Source organism: Sphingomonas sp. BL-S-25 (assembly GCF_055521555.1).
This window is the reverse complement of record NZ_CM145486.1, coordinates 3,001,173-3,018,629: the sequence shown is the minus strand read 5'-3', so window position 1 is coordinate 3,018,629 and position 17,457 is coordinate 3,001,173. Positions and strand designations below refer to the sequence as shown.

20 protein-coding genes are annotated in these 17,457 nt (G+C 67.3%); 10 read left to right on the top strand and 10 right to left on the bottom strand.

Translation table 11 applies throughout. The annotated features are described in order from the left end of the window. Nucleotides 1–149 precede the first annotated feature (149 nt). Entirely contained in the window at nt 150–773 is a 624-nt protein-coding gene (locus tag ACZ1H8_RS14560; RefSeq protein ID WP_465177895.1) for a hypothetical protein, read from the top strand. A 255-nt stretch (nt 774–1,028) separates the two neighbouring features. Here the strand turns inward: ACZ1H8_RS14560 and ACZ1H8_RS14555 are convergent, their stop codons facing one another. Both ACZ1H8_RS14555 and ACZ1H8_RS14550 read right to left on the bottom strand, forming a co-directional pair. Further along, nucleotides 1,029–1,475, bottom strand: a complete 447-nt coding sequence (locus ACZ1H8_RS14555; RefSeq protein WP_465177894.1) for a hypothetical protein — start codon at nt 1,473–1,475, stop codon at nt 1,029–1,031. Nucleotides 1,476–1,648: 173 nt separating this feature from the next. Beyond that, nucleotides 1,649–1,831, bottom strand: coding sequence for a hypothetical protein (locus ACZ1H8_RS14550; RefSeq protein WP_465177893.1), 183 nt, complete (start codon nt 1,829–1,831; stop codon nt 1,649–1,651). 227 nt (nt 1,832–2,058) lie between these two features. Between ACZ1H8_RS14550 and ACZ1H8_RS14545 the strand changes: the two genes are divergently transcribed. Further along, nucleotides 2,059–2,553 carry a DUF6438 domain-containing protein gene (locus ACZ1H8_RS14545; protein ID WP_465177892.1) on the top strand — a complete coding sequence of 165 codons (495 nt, stop codon included), beginning with the start codon at nt 2,059–2,061 and terminating at the stop codon, nt 2,551–2,553. 141 nt (nt 2,554–2,694) lie between these two features. On the opposite strand, the gene ACZ1H8_RS14540 is transcribed toward ACZ1H8_RS14545, so the two are convergent. Further along, nucleotides 2,695–3,441: a hypothetical protein gene (locus tag ACZ1H8_RS14540; RefSeq protein WP_465177891.1), complete on the bottom strand. Its 747-nt coding sequence runs from the start codon at nt 3,439–3,441 to the stop codon at nt 2,695–2,697. An 81-nt stretch (nt 3,442–3,522) separates the two neighbouring features. Between ACZ1H8_RS14540 and ACZ1H8_RS14535 the strand changes: the two genes are divergently transcribed. From ACZ1H8_RS14535 to ACZ1H8_RS14500, 8 genes are all read left to right on the top strand, one after another. Then, nucleotides 3,523–3,771, top strand: a complete 249-nt coding sequence (locus tag ACZ1H8_RS14535; RefSeq protein ID WP_465177890.1) for a hypothetical protein — start codon at nt 3,523–3,525, stop codon at nt 3,769–3,771. 141 nt (nt 3,772–3,912) lie between these two features. Further along, nucleotides 3,913–6,753: a class I SAM-dependent DNA methyltransferase gene (locus tag ACZ1H8_RS14530; RefSeq protein ID WP_465177888.1), complete on the top strand. Its 2,841-nt coding sequence runs from the start codon at nt 3,913–3,915 to the stop codon at nt 6,751–6,753. After that, the gene (locus ACZ1H8_RS14525; protein ID WP_465177887.1) at nt 6,750–7,805 is read left to right on the top strand and encodes an endonuclease NucS domain-containing protein; all 1,056 of its coding nucleotides are present in this window, start codon (nt 6,750–6,752) and stop codon (nt 7,803–7,805) included. The genes ACZ1H8_RS14530 and ACZ1H8_RS14525 overlap by 4 nt, the downstream gene beginning before the upstream one ends. Next, complete coding sequence (locus ACZ1H8_RS14520; protein WP_346248962.1) at nt 7,802–8,005, top strand: hypothetical protein; 204 nt, start codon at nt 7,802–7,804, stop codon at nt 8,003–8,005. The genes ACZ1H8_RS14525 and ACZ1H8_RS14520 overlap by 4 nt, the downstream gene beginning before the upstream one ends. Before the next feature lie 98 nt (nt 8,006–8,103). After that, nucleotides 8,104–8,373, top strand: coding sequence for a type II toxin-antitoxin system RelB/DinJ family antitoxin (locus ACZ1H8_RS14515; protein WP_465177886.1), 270 nt, complete (start codon nt 8,104–8,106; stop codon nt 8,371–8,373). After that, the gene (locus tag ACZ1H8_RS14510) at nt 8,363–8,680 is read left to right on the top strand and encodes a type II toxin-antitoxin system YafQ family toxin (RefSeq protein WP_465177885.1); all 318 of its coding nucleotides are present in this window, start codon (nt 8,363–8,365) and stop codon (nt 8,678–8,680) included. Before ACZ1H8_RS14515 ends, ACZ1H8_RS14510 begins: the two co-directional genes overlap by 11 nt. Further along, complete coding sequence (locus ACZ1H8_RS14505) at nt 8,677–10,752, top strand: DEAD/DEAH box helicase (RefSeq protein ID WP_465177884.1); 2,076 nt, start codon at nt 8,677–8,679, stop codon at nt 10,750–10,752. The genes ACZ1H8_RS14510 and ACZ1H8_RS14505 overlap by 4 nt, the downstream gene beginning before the upstream one ends. After that, the gene (locus tag ACZ1H8_RS14500) at nt 10,745–11,977 is read left to right on the top strand and encodes a GIY-YIG nuclease family protein (protein ID WP_465177883.1); all 1,233 of its coding nucleotides are present in this window, start codon (nt 10,745–10,747) and stop codon (nt 11,975–11,977) included. Before ACZ1H8_RS14505 ends, ACZ1H8_RS14500 begins: the two co-directional genes overlap by 8 nt. A 434-nt stretch (nt 11,978–12,411) precedes the next feature. Here ACZ1H8_RS14500 and ACZ1H8_RS14495 read toward each other — a convergent pair whose 3' ends face one another. The 7 genes from ACZ1H8_RS14495 to ACZ1H8_RS14465 form a co-directional block, all read right to left on the bottom strand. Then, a complete protein-coding gene (locus ACZ1H8_RS14495) occupies nt 12,412–12,660 on the bottom strand; it encodes a hypothetical protein (RefSeq protein ID WP_465177882.1) in 249 nt (82 codons plus the stop codon). Beyond that, on the bottom strand, nt 12,660–14,171 hold the full coding sequence (locus ACZ1H8_RS14490) for a terminase (protein WP_465177881.1): 1,512 nt from the start codon (nt 14,169–14,171) through the stop codon (nt 12,660–12,662). The genes ACZ1H8_RS14495 and ACZ1H8_RS14490 overlap by 1 nt, the downstream gene beginning before the upstream one ends. Continuing rightward, nucleotides 14,158–14,769, bottom strand: coding sequence for a terminase small subunit-like protein (locus ACZ1H8_RS14485; RefSeq protein WP_465177880.1), 612 nt, complete (start codon nt 14,767–14,769; stop codon nt 14,158–14,160). Before ACZ1H8_RS14485 ends, ACZ1H8_RS14490 begins: the two co-directional genes overlap by 14 nt. Further along, nucleotides 14,766–15,149: a hypothetical protein gene (locus tag ACZ1H8_RS14480; protein ID WP_110152667.1), complete on the bottom strand. Its 384-nt coding sequence runs from the start codon at nt 15,147–15,149 to the stop codon at nt 14,766–14,768. The genes ACZ1H8_RS14485 and ACZ1H8_RS14480 overlap by 4 nt, the downstream gene beginning before the upstream one ends. 1 nt (nt 15,150) lies before the next feature. Next, nucleotides 15,151–15,705, bottom strand: a complete 555-nt coding sequence (locus ACZ1H8_RS14475; RefSeq protein ID WP_465177879.1) for a hypothetical protein — start codon at nt 15,703–15,705, stop codon at nt 15,151–15,153. Beyond that, nucleotides 15,680–16,036, bottom strand: coding sequence for a hypothetical protein (locus ACZ1H8_RS14470; RefSeq protein ID WP_465177878.1), 357 nt, complete (start codon nt 16,034–16,036; stop codon nt 15,680–15,682). The genes ACZ1H8_RS14475 and ACZ1H8_RS14470 overlap by 26 nt, the downstream gene beginning before the upstream one ends. Nucleotides 16,037–17,015: 979 nt before the next feature. Then, a complete protein-coding gene (locus tag ACZ1H8_RS14465) occupies nt 17,016–17,219 on the bottom strand; it encodes a hypothetical protein (protein WP_465177877.1) in 204 nt (67 codons plus the stop codon). Between the last annotated feature and the right edge of the window lie 238 nt (nt 17,220–17,457).

The window sequence follows — 17,457 nt, the reverse complement described above, 5'->3', positions numbered from 1 at the left end:
AAGACGGCCAATCGACCCATGCTCTCCTCCACCAGCGGAAGCGCGTGCAGGCGCATCATGATCGAGCACCGCGCGAGCGGCAAGTCCCCGCATCCGCACGCCCACCGAACCGCATACCGCCCGCCCCCGTCCATGCTACACCGCACTCCATGAAGACTCGCCCCGCCCTCGCCGCCGCCCTGCTCCTCGCCCTGACCGCGCTCCTCCCCGCCCCCGCCGCGGCCCAGCCCGCGCTCCGGCGCGCGGCTGACGAGCCCGCCACCGCCTTCGCCGCGCGCGTGCTCGGCCAGCCCGAGGCCGAGCTCCAGGTCGTCGAGACCGCCTGGAACGGCGCCCCCGCGATCTTCGCCGATCATCTGGTCCGGCAAACCACCGACAAGGGCTATGCGACCGAAACCCGCAGGCTCGTCCTGCTCTCGCGCGGCGCCGATGGCGGTTGGCGCCGCATCGCGGTGACCGATGCTGAGGAGGAAGGCGGCACCGCCGAGGTCGCGGCGATCGGCTTCGCCAATGCCGATCGCGACAAGGATCGCGAGCTGATCGTCCTGCTCAAATGGCCGCAGGTCCATTACGACTATGGCGGCGCCTTCTACGAAGTCCGCCTGTTCGACACCCCGCGCCCCGGTCAGAAGGCGCTGACCTTCCTCGCCGCGCCCAGCAAGATCTTCGGCGGCATCGGCTGCGAATGCAGCCGCCGCGACGGCAGTTCCTCGACCTTCCGCTTCAAGACGATCGCCCTGATCAAGCGCGAGCTGACGCGCCGGGGGTATTGATCGGGCTTCACGCGCGCACCGGGCAACCGCTCCGCGCACCGACGCTCCGGGATGGAGGACGGGTGGACCCCGGCATTCCAGCCGGGGTGACGCATCCCCTTGAACACCCCACCCGTCATGCCGGCCGAAGTGCCGGCATCCACCGCGCGGCACATCCCGCAGGTCAGGCGCTCACTGAGTCAGCTGGTCAAAGGCTACGACCCGCCCGCCGCCTTAGCGCCAATGCGGAGGACGCAGCCTGACGCAACCGGTGACTCACCGCCGGTTTATCCGGTCGACGCAGGCGACCTCGCGATCGGCGTCCCGAACCTTGGTGACGATCATGACGTCTGCCTCCCGGAACTGGTCGCCCCGCCTGGGCGCCTGTTCCGGGGCAATCGTGACCTGGCATATCCCGTCCGAAGCCAGCTTCAGATAGGCGCGCCGCGCGGTCTCACCCGACGCGGGCCGACCCAGACGGATAACGGCGTGATAGCGAATCGAGTCGGGGCCGATCTGCTGCGGATCGTCATCCCACATGAACGGGCGGATCGACGGCACCCGCCGTCCCGCCACATGCCATGAATCGTCGGCAGGGTGATAGACCGGCAGTTTCGCAAAGCCTTGTTCGTCAATCCCGACTCGTGTCACCGTCGGCTCGGTCAGGAACTCGAGCACCTGTGCCTTGCTGCTGGACATCCAGATAATGTCCGCGATCAGCACCGCGCCTGCCATAATGCATAATGTCGGTCGCAAACCGGGATAGGTCTTCATGGGATCAGTTGATCCGATAATCGCCCCGTCCGCAATGGCAGCGTAGGGCCGCGGCAGGTGCAGCGATCACCACCCCCGCCAGAACCACCATCCCCCGCATCCCCATCCTGCCCGCCCCCGGTTCAACCCGGCGTCTGCGGCAAATCGATCTTCACCGCATGCGTCTCGATCGGCGCCAACAGCAACAGCGCCGCGCAGCACGCGCCGATCCCCGCCCAGACATAGCGCTTCTCCCGCAGATCCACCGCCGCGCGGACGATGCAATAGATCGTCGCGATCATGCCCGCCGCCATCCACCAGGTCATGCCAGCCGCTGTCATGTCGATAGAGAACCACGTTCCCTTCCGCCCGCCAAGGGGAAAGGTGCGACCGTGGGCGCCCCGGTCCAGGCCCGCGCCAGGCTTGCGGTGCTTCCACACGCATGCGACCATCGGCGCGATGCAACGCGATCCATGCTGGTCCTGCGGCGGGGGATCGACCGTGCCGATACCGGCGCGGCGATGATCGGCAGGGATGACGGGTTGGAGAACGCATGGCTCTGAACGCGCACCGACATCTCCGCACGCTGCTCGCGGCGGCACTGCTGGCCGGCTGCACCGCCGCAGCGCCCGCCCCGTCCGAACTACCCGCCCGGATCCACTTCGCGACCGGCGTCTGCGACGGCACCTGCCCGGCATGGGAAGCGACCCTCACCGACAGCGGCGGCATCTTCACCGGCGGCCAGTTCGCGCGGGTCCAGGGCAAGCGCCGCTTCGCCCTGACGCCCGCGCGCTACCGTGAGATCGCCGAAGCCCTCGCCCCGCTGCGCCCCCGCGGCGAACGCGCGCTCTACGCCGGCCAACCGGGCTGCGAACAGGCCATCACCGACATGCGCACGATCGAGGTCCGCTGGGACGACCGCGACCAACTGTCCTTCTACACCGGCTGCGATGGCGCCGAGAATGCGCGCATCCATGACGCGCTGACCAGGGCGGAGCGGCTGATCCCCGTCGCGGCGCTGACCGGCGATGCAGGAGCGGCAGACTGACCGAGACCCCACCCCGGAGATACCAGCCGATCCCCCACCCCGTCATGCCGGCCGAAGTGCCGGCATCCACCGCACGGCACATCCCGCGGCACGGGCGCTCGCACGACCGGGCAGGTCAAAAGCGCGCAATCCGCCCCCTCTTCAGCGCACCGCCTTCGCAAGTGCCCCGATCGACTTGGCCGCCTCGGTGCTGTCGTACACACCCAGACTGTCGGGATCGACGCGCCAGCCCGTGCGGTCGCCCAGCAGGATGATCGCGGTGCGAAACGTCGGACTGGCCGGCGCCGCGCCGGACACATCGTAAATCAACCCGATCCGCCGAGTGGAACCCGCCGAGGACAAGGCATCCGCGTCGACAAGCTTCAGGCAGTCATAGGCGTCCATTTCCCCGCGACCAAACGTTTCCAGACGGTCCTTCCCCACGCGCACCCCGCACTGAACGTCGCTGAGCCCGTGTTTTGCGATCACTCTCCATCCGCGCAGCGTCACCCGGCTCCCGTCGTCGAAGCGGATTCGCCTGGCCGGGCCATCGGGGATGTCGGGATCGCCATGATGATTCTCGGGAATGTCGATGGCGGGGAAAGAGAAGGTGGCGGGCGCGGACGATGGCCGCGCCTGCGCCTCGTTGCCCGCCTCCCGCGGCGCCCCCTCCGGCGCGCCGCACGCAGCGAGCGCCAGCGCCGCCGCCGCCGCCGCCGGGACCAAGAACGCGATCGGTCGCCTGGTCACCGCACCCCTCCTCCCCACGGACGAGGCGCCAGCCCCAAATGAGTTGCCATCCCGGTCACCCTCGCCTTTGCGGTGCGGCGCAACGCCCGCCGGGTCCTTCAAGCCCGCACGGCGCTCAATAAAACGCCCCCCGATGCGCAAAGGCAGCCACACATCCATAGTGGCGACAATTTATGCCTCCGTCGCCACCGCCACCGCGCACCCTTGCCGCCCGCCCACCCGCGTGCGACCTTCGCCACCATGAACGAATATAGTTGCTGGTTCTGTGCCGGGAACATCGACCGCGTCGATACCGGCGCGGTGATGATCGTCGTCGAGAGCCTGTGGGACTGGGACGACGGGAACCGCAGCGACGCGTGGCAGAGCGTCTATGCCCACTCGCACTGCGCAAAGGCACGGCTGACGGGCGCCACGATGAGCATCGAGCCGCATATCTTCGGCGAGGCGCTGGAAACGTCGGAAAACCCGCCTAGCGAGGCCGAGGCTTGAGCCACCGCTGCAACGCGCGCGCCCCCTGAACCTGTCCGGCGAAGCGCCCCACATCCCCCATGACGAACCCCGCTTCCTTATCTAAGGTCGCCTGAATCACCGGCGCCATCGCCCGCGCCGGCCACCGGGACTGCGTGACGAATGAATGCCGTAGAAATCGAAGAAGCCGTTTCCGACCTGGTGCTCCAGCCGTTCGACCCGGCCGAATTCCCCTTTCAGTTCCTCCAGGCCTTCGGCGCGAAGGACACCACGCTCAAGCGCCTGCGCAAGGGCGATTCCAACGCGTCCGACGTCCCCGGCGCGGTGCTTCAGCGTAACAACATCCACATCGCCGTCGCCCCCGCGGGTCAGGTGACCGCGACCCTCGCCGCCCTGCGCGCCAGCCCGAAGACCGCGGCCGCCAAGGCCAAGTTCCTGCTCGCCACCGATGGCGACATGGTCGAGGCGGAGGATCTCGGCTCGGGCGACACCATCGCCTGCGCCTTCGCCGATCTGCCGCGCCACTTCGCCTTCTTCCTGCAGCTCGCCGGCATCTCCACCGTCAAGGAGATCAAGAACAACCCGATCGACGTCAAGGCGACCGGCCGGCTCAACCGCCTCTATGTCGAGCTGCTGAAGGACAATCCCGACTGGGCGACCGAGGATCGCCGCCACGAACTCAACCAGTTCATGGCGCGGCTGATCTTCTGCTTCTTTGCCGAGGATACCGGCATCTTCCGCGACAATCAGTTCACCGCGACCGTCGATCAGATGAGCCATGCCGGTCATGGCAGCGGCCCGGATCAATGGGGCAACACCCATCTCGTCCTGGCCGAACTGTTCCGCGCGATGGACACGCCCGTCACGCATGACGGCAATCTCGACGGCCGCCATCGCCGCGCGGCGGGCATCCGCCCCTATGCCGATGTCTTTCCCTATGTGAATGGCGGCCTGTTCACCGGCGTCACCGAATGCCCGCGCTTCAGCCGCACCGCCCGCGCTTACCTGCTGCGCGCCGGCGAGCTGGACTGGAAGGAGATCAACCCCGACATCTTCGGATCGATGATCCAGGCGGTCGCCGACGATGGCGAACGCGGCGAACTGGGCATGCACTATACCAGCGTGCCCAACATCCTGAAGGTGCTCAACCCGCTGTTCCTCGACGACCTGCGCGATCAGCTGGAGGCCGCGGGCGACAGCAAGTCGAAACTGCGCACGCTGCGCCGCCGACTGGCGCGGATCCGCGTGTTCGACCCCGCCTGCGGATCGGGCAATTTCCTGGTGATCGCGTACAAGGAAATGCGCGGCATCGAGGCACAGATCGTCACCCGCCTGGGCGGGGAGGCCAATCTCAAGCTCGACGAACGCCGCAGCGTCATCCCCCTGAGCAATTTCTACGGCATCGAGATCAAGGGCTTCGCGGCAGAGATCGCCCGCCTCGCCCTGCTGATCGCCGAATTCCAGGCCGACTGCCTCTATCTCAGCCAGCAGGAGGCCCGCGCGATGGTCCTGCCGCTGCACAAGACCGGGCAGATCACCGTTGGCAATGCGCTGCGGCTGGACTGGCTGGAGGTGTGTCCGCCGGTCGGGGCGACGATGGTCGAGGAGGAGGACCTGGCCGGGCCGACGGGGCGGTTGGCGCTGGAGGATGGGCTCGGTGAGGGCGCCGGGTGGGAGACGTATATTTGTGGGAATCCTCCTTATTACGGCAGCAAATGGCAATCTGAAGATCAGAAGGCTGACATGGCCTTGGTTTTTGGCGAGCAACTTGAGGGTTGGAGATCGCTGGATTACGTCGCCGGCTGGATTTACAAAGCTGCTCTATACAGTGTTTTTCAGAGATCATCAGCAGCTTTCGTGATGACCAACTCGATTTGCCAGGGGCAGCAGGTGCCAGCTCTATGGCCCGCCATTCGCAGGATGGGAACGGAGATTACATTCGCCTATACATCTTTCAAATGGGCAAATCTTGCTAATAACAATGCCGGGGTGACGGTAGTTATAGTCGGCATAGGAAACGGAATATTAGGTAAAAAGACCATATTTTCCACTGATGACGGAGGAACTTCTGTCGCGCGTTTAGTAGATAATATTAGCCCTTACTTGGTCGCAGGGTCGGATACATGGGTCGAAAAGGCATCATCATCGATCAGCAATCTACCGGACATGACTAGGGGGAACTCGCCTACAGATGGCGGACATCTTCTCGCAACCGGGCAAGAAGTCGATGATCTCGCACTTACAGACAACGAGAAGACGAGGTTCATTCGTCGCTTCTCAGGCTCTTACGAATTAATAAATGGAGTAGTCCGCTATTGCGTATGGATAGGAGATGACGAAATCGAACAAGCGCGCGGCATCCCGTCACTGGCGAGACGAATCGAAGCCGTTCGTGCATTCCGCATGGCCAGTAATAAGCAAGCAACCCGCGACGCTTCAGCGTGGCCGCATCGCTTCGATGAACGAAAGCGCCCGTCGAAGCGGCACTCTGTAGTCGTTCCGGTAGTCAGCTCCGAGAACAGGCCGTATTTGCCAGTCGGCATTGAAGACTCTTCTGTTATGCTATCGAACAAGAACTTTGCCATCCAAGACGGCCCGCTTTGGACGTTTGCCATTATCGCATCCCGTCTTCATTGGGTCTGGATCGGGACGGTTTGCGCGCGAATGAGGACGGACTTTTCCTATACTAACACTCTCGGCTGGAACACCTTCCCCGTCCCCAGGCTCACCGAACAGGATAAGGCAGACCTCACCCGCACCGCAGAGAATATACTACTCGCGCGCGAGGCGCATTTCCCCGCGACCATCGCCGATCTCTACGATCCCGATGCGATGCCGGACGACCTGCGCCGCGCGCATGACGAGAATGACGAGGTGCTGGAACGCATCTATATCGGCCGCCGCTTCCGCAACGACACCGAACGCCTGGAAAAGCTGTTCGACCTCTACACGAAGATGACCGCCGACCAGCCCAAGGCGAAGAAGGGCAGGAAGGCGGCATGACCCGCCTGTTCCGCATCGCTGATAACGGGCTGGTGGAAAGCCGTCGCAAGCCGCTCGATCTCGAAAGCCGGATCGAGGACTGGGTCGCGTCCGACCTCAGCCTGATCGGCGTCGATGGCATCATCATCGGGCGACAGGTGGCGACCGACCATGGCAAGCGGATCGACCTGCTCGCGATGGACGAGGACGGCAATCTGATCATCGTCGAATTGAAGCGCGACCGATCCCCGCGCGATATCGTCGGACAGGTGCTCGACTATGCGTCCTGGGTCCGCCACCTGACGACGAAGGACGTTCACGAACTGGCGCGCGCCGCGACCGGACGATCGCTGCCCGATCTCTACCGCGACCGCTATGCCAAGGCCGTGCCGGAAACCCTCAACGCCTCGCATCAGATGATCGTGGTGGCCAGCGAGGTCGACGAAGCGACCAAGCGGATCATCGAATATCTGTCCGAAGAACATGATGTCGGCATCAACGCCAGCTTCTTCAACATCTTCGGCGCCGAGGGTCATGAATGGCTGACCACCGAAAGCCTGTTGGATCAGGAGGAGGTCAAGGATCGCGCCGTCAAAAAGGCGCGCGCACCCTGGTCCGGCCTCTACTATGTCACCGGGGGCGCCGAGGAGGATCGGCCGTGGGAAGAATTGCGCCAGCACGGTTTCTTCACGGCCGATGGTGGCCGTCACTATACCAATCAGCTCGACCGGCTCGAGATCGGCGCACCGATCTTCTACTATCAGAAAAAGACCGGCTATCTCGGCTATGGCCGCGTCACGACCGAGAAGACGCTGGCGTCCGAGTTCGTGCTGGCGGACGGACGAAAACTGATCGAGGTGCTGCCGACGCGTTACCTGACGCAGTTCGCGGATGATCCCGATCGCGCCGCCTATGTGGTCGGCGTCGATTGGCGGCGCACCTTCGGCCGGGCAGATGCGAAGACGTATCAAGGCATCTTTGCGAACCAGGCGATCGCCTGCAAAATCTATGATCCGCAAACCGCCGATTTTCTGCGGGAACAGTTCGGCCTGCGTCTGGGGGAGGACCAATGAGTCAGTTCGAACCGGGCGGCGACGCCAAGGCGATTTCTCGCATCGCGACCGCCAAATATGGTGGCTTCGCCGGCATGTTCGAGGCGCATGGCTGGGCAGAACGCGGACGCGAAATGATGCGGAAGGTGCAGACGCGCGTACGGGATCATTACGGCTCGGTCGCTGCGTTCGTCGATCACCATGAACAGGCAGGCAAGTAGTCGAAGCGTGCCGCCGAAGCGGCACCCGGGGTCCGACCATCCGCTTGAACCCCCGCGCCGATCCATTATGTATCGCAATTGAGATACAGGAGGCAATGATGGCGACGTCCATGCTCCACGTGCGGATGGATGACAAGTTAAAGGCCGATGCGACGGCGGCGCTCGATGCGATCGGGCTGTCGACGGCGGATGCGGTGCGGCTGCTGTTCCGCCGCATCGTCGCCGAACAGGCCTTTCCGCTGGAGCTGAAGGTGCCCAATGCGGAAACGCGGGCGGCGATGGAAGAGATCGCGCAGATGAAGGCGGACGGGCGCGAGTCCTTCCCGACGGCCGAGGCGATGTTCGCAAGCCTGGAGCGTGGCGAATAAGCGCGCGCGCCATCCGCGCGCCTGCCGATATGCCAAGCCGTTTACCAAGGATTGGGACCGGCTCGATCGCTCGGGCCGCTACGACATGCGTCAGCTCAAGTCGGTCATCCTGCTGCTGATCGCCAATGACGGGCCGCTTGGGCCGGAATGGAAGGATCATCCGCTAAAGGGCGACTGGTCCGGCTACCGCGAATGCCACATCGGCGGCGACTTCCTGTTGATCTACCAGATCGACGAAATGCAGGGCAAAAGCGGCACCGTCTATTTTGCCCGCGCCGGCACCCATAGCGAGCTGTTCAACGAATGACCGAAACCCGCCCCATCCCCGCCGTCCGCCTGGTCACCGCGCATACCGGGGCCTCGTCCAGCGCCAACGAACTCGGCATGCGCCCGATGCAGGCGCGCGCCTATGCGCATCGCGGCGAGCAATATCTGCTGATCAAGTCACCCCCGGCGTCGGGCAAGTCGCGCGCGCTGATGTTCATCGCGCTCGACAAGCTCGCCAATCAGGGCGTCAAGCAGGCGATCATCGTGGTCCCGGAGCGCTCGATTGGCGGCAGCTTCGCCGACGAGCCGCTTTCCGCCCATGGCTTCTGGGCCGACTGGACGGTGAAGCCGCACTGGAACCTGTGCAACACGCCGGGCGCGGACGATGTGAAGGTGGCGAAGTCCAAGGTGAAGGCGGTCGGCGAGTTTCTCGCGTCGGACGACACGGTGCTGGTCTGCACCCATGCCACCTTCCGCTTTGCGGTGGACGAGCTGGGGATCGAAGCGTTCGACGACCGGCTGATCGCGGTCGACGAATTCCACCATGTCTCCGCCAATCCCGAAAATCGCCTGGGCGCGCAGCTGGGCCAGTTGATCGCGCGCGACCGGGTGCATCTGGTCGCGATGACCGGCAGCTATTTTCGCGGCGACGCCGCCGCGGTGCTGTCGCCCGAGGACGAGGCGAAGTTCGTCACCGTCACCTATACCTATTACGAACAACTCAACGGCTATCGCTATCTCAAGACGCTCGACATCGCCTACAGCTTCTACACCGGCCGCTATGTCGACAAGATCGTCGACCTGCTCGACCCGGCGGTAAAGACGATCGTCCATATCCCCAGCGTCAACAGCCGCGAAAGCACCAAGGACAAGCATCGCGAGGTCGAGGAGATCATGGATCACCTCGGCAGCTGGAAGGGGACCGATCCCGACACCGGCTTCCACCTGATCGAGACCGCCGCCGGCACCACGATCAAGGTCGCCGACCTGGTCGACGACGATCCCGCCAGGCGCGACCGCGTCTCCGCCGCGCTGAAAAGTCCCCAGGCACGCAGCGACCGCGACCATGTCGACATCATCATCGCGCTGGGCATGGCGAAGGAGGGGTTCGACTGGATCTGGTGCGAACATGCACTGACCGTCGGCTATCGCTCCAGCCTGACCGAGATCATCCAGATCATCGGCCGCGCCACTCGCGATGCGCCGGGCAAGACCGTCGCCCGCTTCACCAACCTGATCGCCGAACCCGCCGCCGCCGACGATGTCGTGGCGGAGGCGGTCAACGACACGCTGAAGGCGATCGCGGCCAGCCTGTTGATGGAACAGGTACTTGCCCCCCGCTTCGACTTCACGCCCAAGGACGCCGGGCCGAAGGAGGGGTTCGATTACGGCCCCGACGGCTATCAGCAGGGCCGCACCAATGTCGGCTTCAACGAGGAACGCGGCCAGTTCCATTTCGAGCTGAAGGACCTGATCCTGCCCAGCTCGGCCGAGGCGAAGCGGATCTGTGCCGCGGACATCAACGAGGTGCTGACCAGCTTCATCCAGGACAGGCAGGCGATCGAGCGCGGCCTGTTCGATCCCGAGGTCGTGCCCGAGGAGCTGACCCAGGTCCGCATGGGTCGGATCGTGCGCGATCGCTATCCCGAGTTGAGCGAGACCGATCAGGAGGCGATCCGCCAGCACGCCATCGCCGCGCTGAACGTGACGCAGCAGGCCGCGAAGATCGTCACCGAAAGCGCGACCGAGGATGCCGGCGGCGAGCTGAAGGCCAACACCTCGTTCGTCGACGGCGTGCGCAAGTTCATGAACGTGCGCGAGCTCGACATCGACCTGATCGACCGGATCAACCCGTTCGAGGCTGCCTATGCGATCCTGGCGCGGGCGATGAACGAGAATACGCTGCGCCAGGTCCAGGCGGCGATCTCCGCACGCAAGACGACGCTGAGCGAAGAGGACGCGCGCGCCTATGCGGTGCGCGCGCTCGAGTGGAAGCGCGAGCGCGGGCGTGCGCCCGAGGCGACCTCGCAGGATCCCTGGGAGCGCCAACTGGCCGAGGGCGTGGCAGCCTTGGCCCGCTACCGCGCAAAGGCGGCCGCCGCCAATGGCTGACATGACCGACGACGAGCTGCTGGCCGAACTGGGCATCGACCTGACGCCCAAGAAGGTCCGCGCCCGAACCCCGCGCGAGGAGCGCGTCATCGCCGGGTTCGAGGATATCGTGAAGTTCCGCGAGGAACATGGCCGCCCACCTCGGCACGGCGAGGATCGCGACATCTTCGAACGCCTCTATGCCGTGCGTCTCGATCGCCTGCGCGCGCTGGATGAGTATCACGCGCTGCTCGCCGAGTTCGACCGCTACGGCCTGCTGGCGGCGTCCGTGGATGGCACACCGGCCGAACAGCTCGACGACGATGCGCTGTTGGCGGAACTCGGCATCGACGATGGCGCCGCGGACGATATCACCCGGCTGCGCAACGTGCGCTCCAGCGAGGAACGCAAGGCGGCGGAGGACATCGCCAGCGCCAAGCGGTGCGAGGACTTTGCGAGCTTCAAGCCGCTGTTCGACCGGGTCGAGGCCGATCTGGCCTCGGGCGCACGCACCAGCCGCCCCTTCGTGCGCGACCTCGGTCTGTCCAAGGCCGAGATCCTGCCCGGCGAATTCTTCATCCTGGCGGGCCAGATCGCCTATGTCGCCGAGGCCGGGGAGCCGATCAAGGCGCCGAACGGAGAGACCGACGCCCGGCTGCGCGTGATCTACTCCAACGGCACCGAAAGCGACCTGCTGCTCCGCTCGCTTCAGCGCGCGCTGTACAAGGACGTAGGCGGCCGCCGCATCAGCGAACCCAGCGCCGGCCCGCTGTTTGCGGAAGCCCGCACCCCCTATACGCCACCCGATCCCGCGCCGGAGGACGAGCCCGAACAGCTCGCCAGCGGCACGCTCTACGTCCTACGCAGCCGGTCGACTCACCCGACCGTGGCCGCGCACCGCGACCTGGTTCACAAGATCGGCATCACCGGCGGATCGGTCGAGGCCCGCATCGCCGCCGCCCGCGACGATGCCACCTTCCTGCTGGCCGATGTCGACATCATCGCGACCTACAAGCTCTACGACATCCCCAGCCGCACCCGACTGGAAAGTCTGATCCACCGCGTGCTCGACCGGGTGCGCTTCGACGCCCAGATCCCCGACCGCTTCGGCAAGCTGGTCCGCCCCCGCGAATGGTTCATGGTCCCCCTCCCGATCATCGACGAAATCGTCCAGCGCATCGGCAACGGAACGCTGCAGGACATGGTCTATGACCCGAAAAAGGCGGCGCTGGTGCCGCACGAATAAGGGGCGCGGCGCGACTTTCCTTTTCCCCTTGTGGGAGAAGAACGCCGGGACGGTCATGCCCAACCTCCTTTTCCCCTCGTGGGAGAAGTGTGCCGGGTCGGTCATGCCCAACAACCTCCTTCTCCCCCCGTGGGAGAAGGAAGGGGCCCGCTGCCGCAGGCAGTGGGAAGGATGAGGGGGATGAACTGAGTTGAGACGCGCGCGTTCGCAAACTCCCCCTCACCCTTCCGCCGGCTCCGCCGGCTCCCTCCCTCTCCCACAGGGGGAGAGGGAATTTGGACCGCACCAATCTCCTTCTCCCCCTGTGGGAGAAGAGTGCCGGGTCGGTTATGCCCCCGGCATGACCTGAATAGCGCGGGGCGCTGTTCACCCGGCACTGGGCCCGCTCGCGAAGCGAGTGGGAAGGATGAGGGGGACGCTCGAAGAAGCCCCCCTCACAACTCCTCCCACCGCCGCCGCACCGCGCCTCCGCGCCCCGCCCCCATCCGCGCCGCCTCCTCCACCCACGCCACCACCGCGTCCATCTCCCGCCGCAGCGCCGCCTCGCCGTGCATGCGCCACTCCTCCGCGCTCACCCGCACCGAAGCGACCCGGCCGTCCGCCAGCGTGAAGTCCGCCGCCACGCCGCCGTCCGCCTCGCCCGCCGCGTCCAACGCCTGGCGCACATTCCTCAGCGCCGGCATCAGTCGCGCAGCTCCGCATACCGATCATACCACCCCCCCGGCGGGATCAGGCTGGCGGGGTCCAGCCGGTGGGGGGTGCGGGGCAGGACCGGCATCGCGAAGGTGCACGCCAGCGCGTCCGCATCGTCGGGCGATGCCAGCCCGCGCGCCTTCATATGCGCTTTCTTCTCCAGCTGGATCGCGGTCTCGCCCGCGCCATAGCCATATTCGACCCCGGTCAGATCGTCCTCGACCGCCTGTTCGTCGGGGATGCATCCGCCCGCGGCCAGCCAGGCGCGCATCGACGACCAGATTTCCGAGCGCTTGTTCGCGGTCGCGATCCGCACGCCGGCTGCCCATTCCACCGTCCCGCCGGCGCCGCCGAAATTGACCTCGAACACCGTCTTCAGCCCCAGCTGGCGCAGCCGGTCGATCACGCCGCCGCCGATGTTGCCGACATCGACGAAGATCGCGTCGGGGCGCCAGCGCTGCGCCTCGGCGGCGATCTCGCCGGCCAGCGTCATGCTGTCGACCTGGTGCCATCGCCGCCACGGCCGGCTGCGCGCATCGCGGCCGCATCGGATCGCCAGCGTCGAGTGATCGTCGCCGAACCGCGCGCAATCGACGCCGAAGACCAGAGGCTCGCTGGCCAGCGGCATCGGCAGCGGCCGGGTCCGCGCCTCGCGCGCCAGCGCGGCGGGGATGAACTGCATCGACGATGCGCTGGGGAACTGGCCCAGCACGCGCACCTTCACGATGTCGCTGTCCGCGCCATAGGTGCGCACCATCTCGTCGAGATAGGGCTTGTTGGTGCCCTCCACCGTGCGGCTGTCGATCGCGGCGGCGTTCCACAAATGGCGGTACCGGCCGAAACATTCGCGGAACCGCCCGCTATTCTGCGTCGGGTTGCCGAACGCGATCCAGAGGATCTCGGTCCCCTCGTCGGTCAGCGCCCCCTCGATCACTTCCCACACCTTGTCGGCGATGCTCGAGCTTTCGTCGGTGATGATGACGATGCGCTTGCCCTGATTGTGCAGGCCCGCAAACGCCTCGGTATTGTGCTCGCTCCAGGTGACGGCGTCGGCGCGCCAGCTTTCCTCATGCCCCTCGGCGCGAGCGAACAGCCCCGACTTGGCGATGCGCCACCAATGGCGGGTGATCGACAAATTGCGCCACTTGACCACTTCGGGCCATGTCTTGGTGCGCAGCTGCGGCTCGGTATTGGCGGTGATGACGATCCGCGTATCCTCGCACGTGTCCAGCCCCCAGCAGATCAGCATCGCGATCAGCGCCGACTTGCCGATGCCGTGACCGCTGGCGCGCACCATCCGGAACGGCGAATGGCGGGTCTCGGGGTTCTCCAGATGGGTTCGGATCGCGCGCATCGCCTCGACCTGCCATGCGCGCGGACCGGTCGCTCCGGCCAGCGGCCCGGTTCCCCAAGGAAAGGCATAGCGGGCATAGCCCAGCGGATCATGGGTGAAGCCGGCGATGTCGCGCGCCAGATCGCCTTCGGGGTCAGCGCGGCTCATCGCTGGCCTCCCCGCCCTGCGCCGCATTCGCCGCCGCGGTGCCGGCCGCGTCCTCCGCGGCACGCCCGGCCGCGACCGTCGCGCGCCGCTCGGCGATCAGCTTCGCCAAATCGATGCGGCCGCCCTCGGCATCGGCATGTTTGAGCAGGGTCGCCTCGCCATAGCGCCGCGGGTCCCATTTCGCGAGCAGCCGCAGCCTCGTGTCGACGCGCAGCTTGGCGCGCTGGATATGGTCGGTCACCGCCACCGGCCCGCCGCTGCCGCGTTCGCGCTCCTTCCAGTCGCCCTCGCTCGCGTCGGCGATCTCCAGCGCTTCCTCGGCCAGCGCGTCATGCCCCTGCATCCGCGCCTGCGCCACGCGCGCGGCAAAGCCCGGATCCGCCTCGATCCAGCGATAGACGATCCAGCGCCCCAGCCCGAGTTCGCGGCACAGCGCGCGCAGCGGCATGCCCTCGCTCAGCCCCTCGAGCAGGCGGATCTCGTCGCTCGCCCCCGGCCGGGTCGAACGGGCGAGGCGCGAGCGCGGGCGGCGCAGCGGGACCATGGCGCGCGGGGCTGCGTCCGCCGCGCCGTCCGGGCGATCCTCTGCCCCACTCATGCCACTGCCTCCCGGCGCGGGCGGCGATGCGCGGTGCGCGCCACCGTCCGCCCCGCCACGGTGCGGGCCAGCGCGTTGCTCAGCTCGCGAAACTCGGGGTCGTTCCGCCGCATCCGCCGCGCGGCATTGTACCCGCGCACCACCACCGAATGGTCGCGGTTGATCGCGCGGCCGATCTGCTCATAGGTCGCGCCCAGATAGTCGCGCGCCGCCCAGGCGACGGCATGGCGCTGTCCGACCAGGATCTCGCCGCGCCCGGGGGAGCGCAGCAGGGCGACGCCCTCGCTGCATCCCGCGGCGGCGAAGACCAGCCGGCTGAGTTCGATCGGCACATTGGCGACCTGCGCCAGTGCCTCGGGGCTTTCGTTGCGGTCGATCATGTCACTGGTCCTCGTTCGGAAGGTCGTTGATGTCGGGGGTGGCGGCCGCGGCGATCCGATCGCGCAGCCAGTCGGGCACGGCCGGGCGCGGCGGCCGGGCACCAGGCGCGGGCACGTCCAGCCCCAGCGCCTCGATGATCCGCCGCGCCTGTGCCGGGGTGCAGCGCGGCTCGGCCGGCAGCGCCGCCCCGCGCATCCGGGCAAGCGCGCCGGTCACGCGCTGGCGATCGGCCCGGCGGATCCGCCACAGCGGCTCGGCGGTCTCGAGGATCGCGGGCACGATCTGCGACGGATGCGTGCATCGCCGCCGCGCCGCCTGCGCCCCCGCCGCCAGCAGGTCGGCGGGAATGCCCTGAAGCGTGCCCCAGGCGGCGATCAGCCATTCGCGGCGATCCTCCTCGGCCATGCCGGACGGTGCGCACAGCATCAGGCACGCGGTCAGCTCGCGCCGGAAATCGGTCGGCCCCGCGGGCGCCAGCCGCCCCTCCGCCTCGCTCAGCGCCGCCTCGGCCAGCGGGATCATCGCCGCGTCACCCGCCGCCATCCGTTCCGGCACCAAAGACAGCAAGCGCCGCAGCCGCGGTGCGGCCGAGCTCGGGCTCGCGGCCGGCATGGCGGCCCTGGTGGCGGGCGCGGCGCGGGGTGCCGTGGATGGGCCGGTGGGGAAAGCGTTGGGCATGTCCATGGCCCGTGTCCTCATGTTCGAGTGGATCGACGATCGTTGCCCAGCCGCGCTCGGCCGAGGCGAGCACCAGCCGCCCGGGCGGCCATTCGGCGCAGGCGAATTTGGCGATCAGCCTGAGCTGATGGGCGTATGCAGCCTCGTTGTTCGCCAGCTGCTTGCGCCGGCGACAGGCGAGGAAATCCCGCCAATGCGCCGGCTCCACGCCGGGCGGGCACGACCACAGCCGCGGCGGCTCGGGCGGTGGCGGCGGTGCTGGCGGTGGCGGCGGAGGTGCGGGTGCCGGGGGTGCTGACGGCGGCGGTGGAGCTTCCGGCTCGGCTTCGCTCAGCCCCTCCCCGTCCCCCGAACCGGCCTCGCACGCAGGCGCGTCCGTGTGTGTATCCGCGGGGTTGGGGTTAATTTTGGGGGTCTGGGGGGCTTTATCAGGGGAAGGGGGTGCGTCCGGGACTGTCCCGTCCCCGTACCGTCCCTGTCCCGTCCCTGTCCCGTCCCCGTCCCGTCCCTGTCCCGTCCCCGCGGCGTCGCCCGGGCGCGCGTCGTCATAGCCAAGGTCGAGCTGCCCCGCCTCGCCGCCGCGCTGCCGCGTGCGATAGCGCCGCTTACGCTCCCGCTCGGCCGTCCGCCGGCGCTCCGACGCATCGTCGCGCGCAACGAGCGCCTCGACGGCGATCGCAATCGCCTCCGGCGTCGCCCCGGCATCGCTCATGGCCCGCACCAGCGCCGCGACGGTCATGCGCCGCCTCCACGAATGAGCGGGCGGAGTTTGCTCGCACAAAGACACGAAGCCACGAAGAAGGCGCCAACGCCCGGCCCGAGGCGCAAAAACGCCACCGCAAGAGCCGAACCCGACCCACCCCTGCCCCCTCCCTTCCAGGGAGGGGAACCCGCTCCCGCGACCCCCGGCTCACGCCGCCCGGCGGTGAGCGCGCAACGACGCAGCGACGCCCCGACCGGCTCCCCTCCCTGGCAAGGGAGGGGCTGGGGGTGGGTCGGCCGCGGCAGAAGCGCAACGGTAGAACCCCCAAATCCTCTCCCGGAGGGAGAGGGGGACCAGCCGCAGGCTGGTGGAGAGGGAGTTGCCCCACACGACCCGCTGCGTGCGCGGACACCCCCTCTCCACCCCGCCCTGCGGGCGCGGTTCCCCTCTCCCTCCGGGAGAGGAATAAAGGCGCGGATACCCCTCACGCCGCCTGCCACCCCAGGTCGCGGCGGATCTTGCCCCACAGCTGCCACACCCAGCCGTCGTCGATGCCGTTGGCCTTGCCCCAGCCGGTGATCGACCCGCCCTCGGCGACATGCGCCGCCAGCGCGGCCTTTTGCGCCTCGACCTTGGCCCGCGCCGCCGCGCTGCGCGTGCCGGGGCGCGCCACGGATTTATCCGTCATCGCGAGCCCGCTCATGCTGCCACGCTCCCCGGCACCACACCGCTCCACACCGCATCGGGATGGCCGCACACCACCCGTCCACAGCGCGCGCATGCCGCTCGCGGTGCGTGTCCCGGGCGCGACGGTGCATCGCTCCGCCCCTGCCCGGCGCTGCCCGCCACACTGCGCTTTCCCATGTCCGACATGCTCTTCCTCACTCCGTTCGACGGAATAATCCGTCCACCTGCCGCCCCGAGCG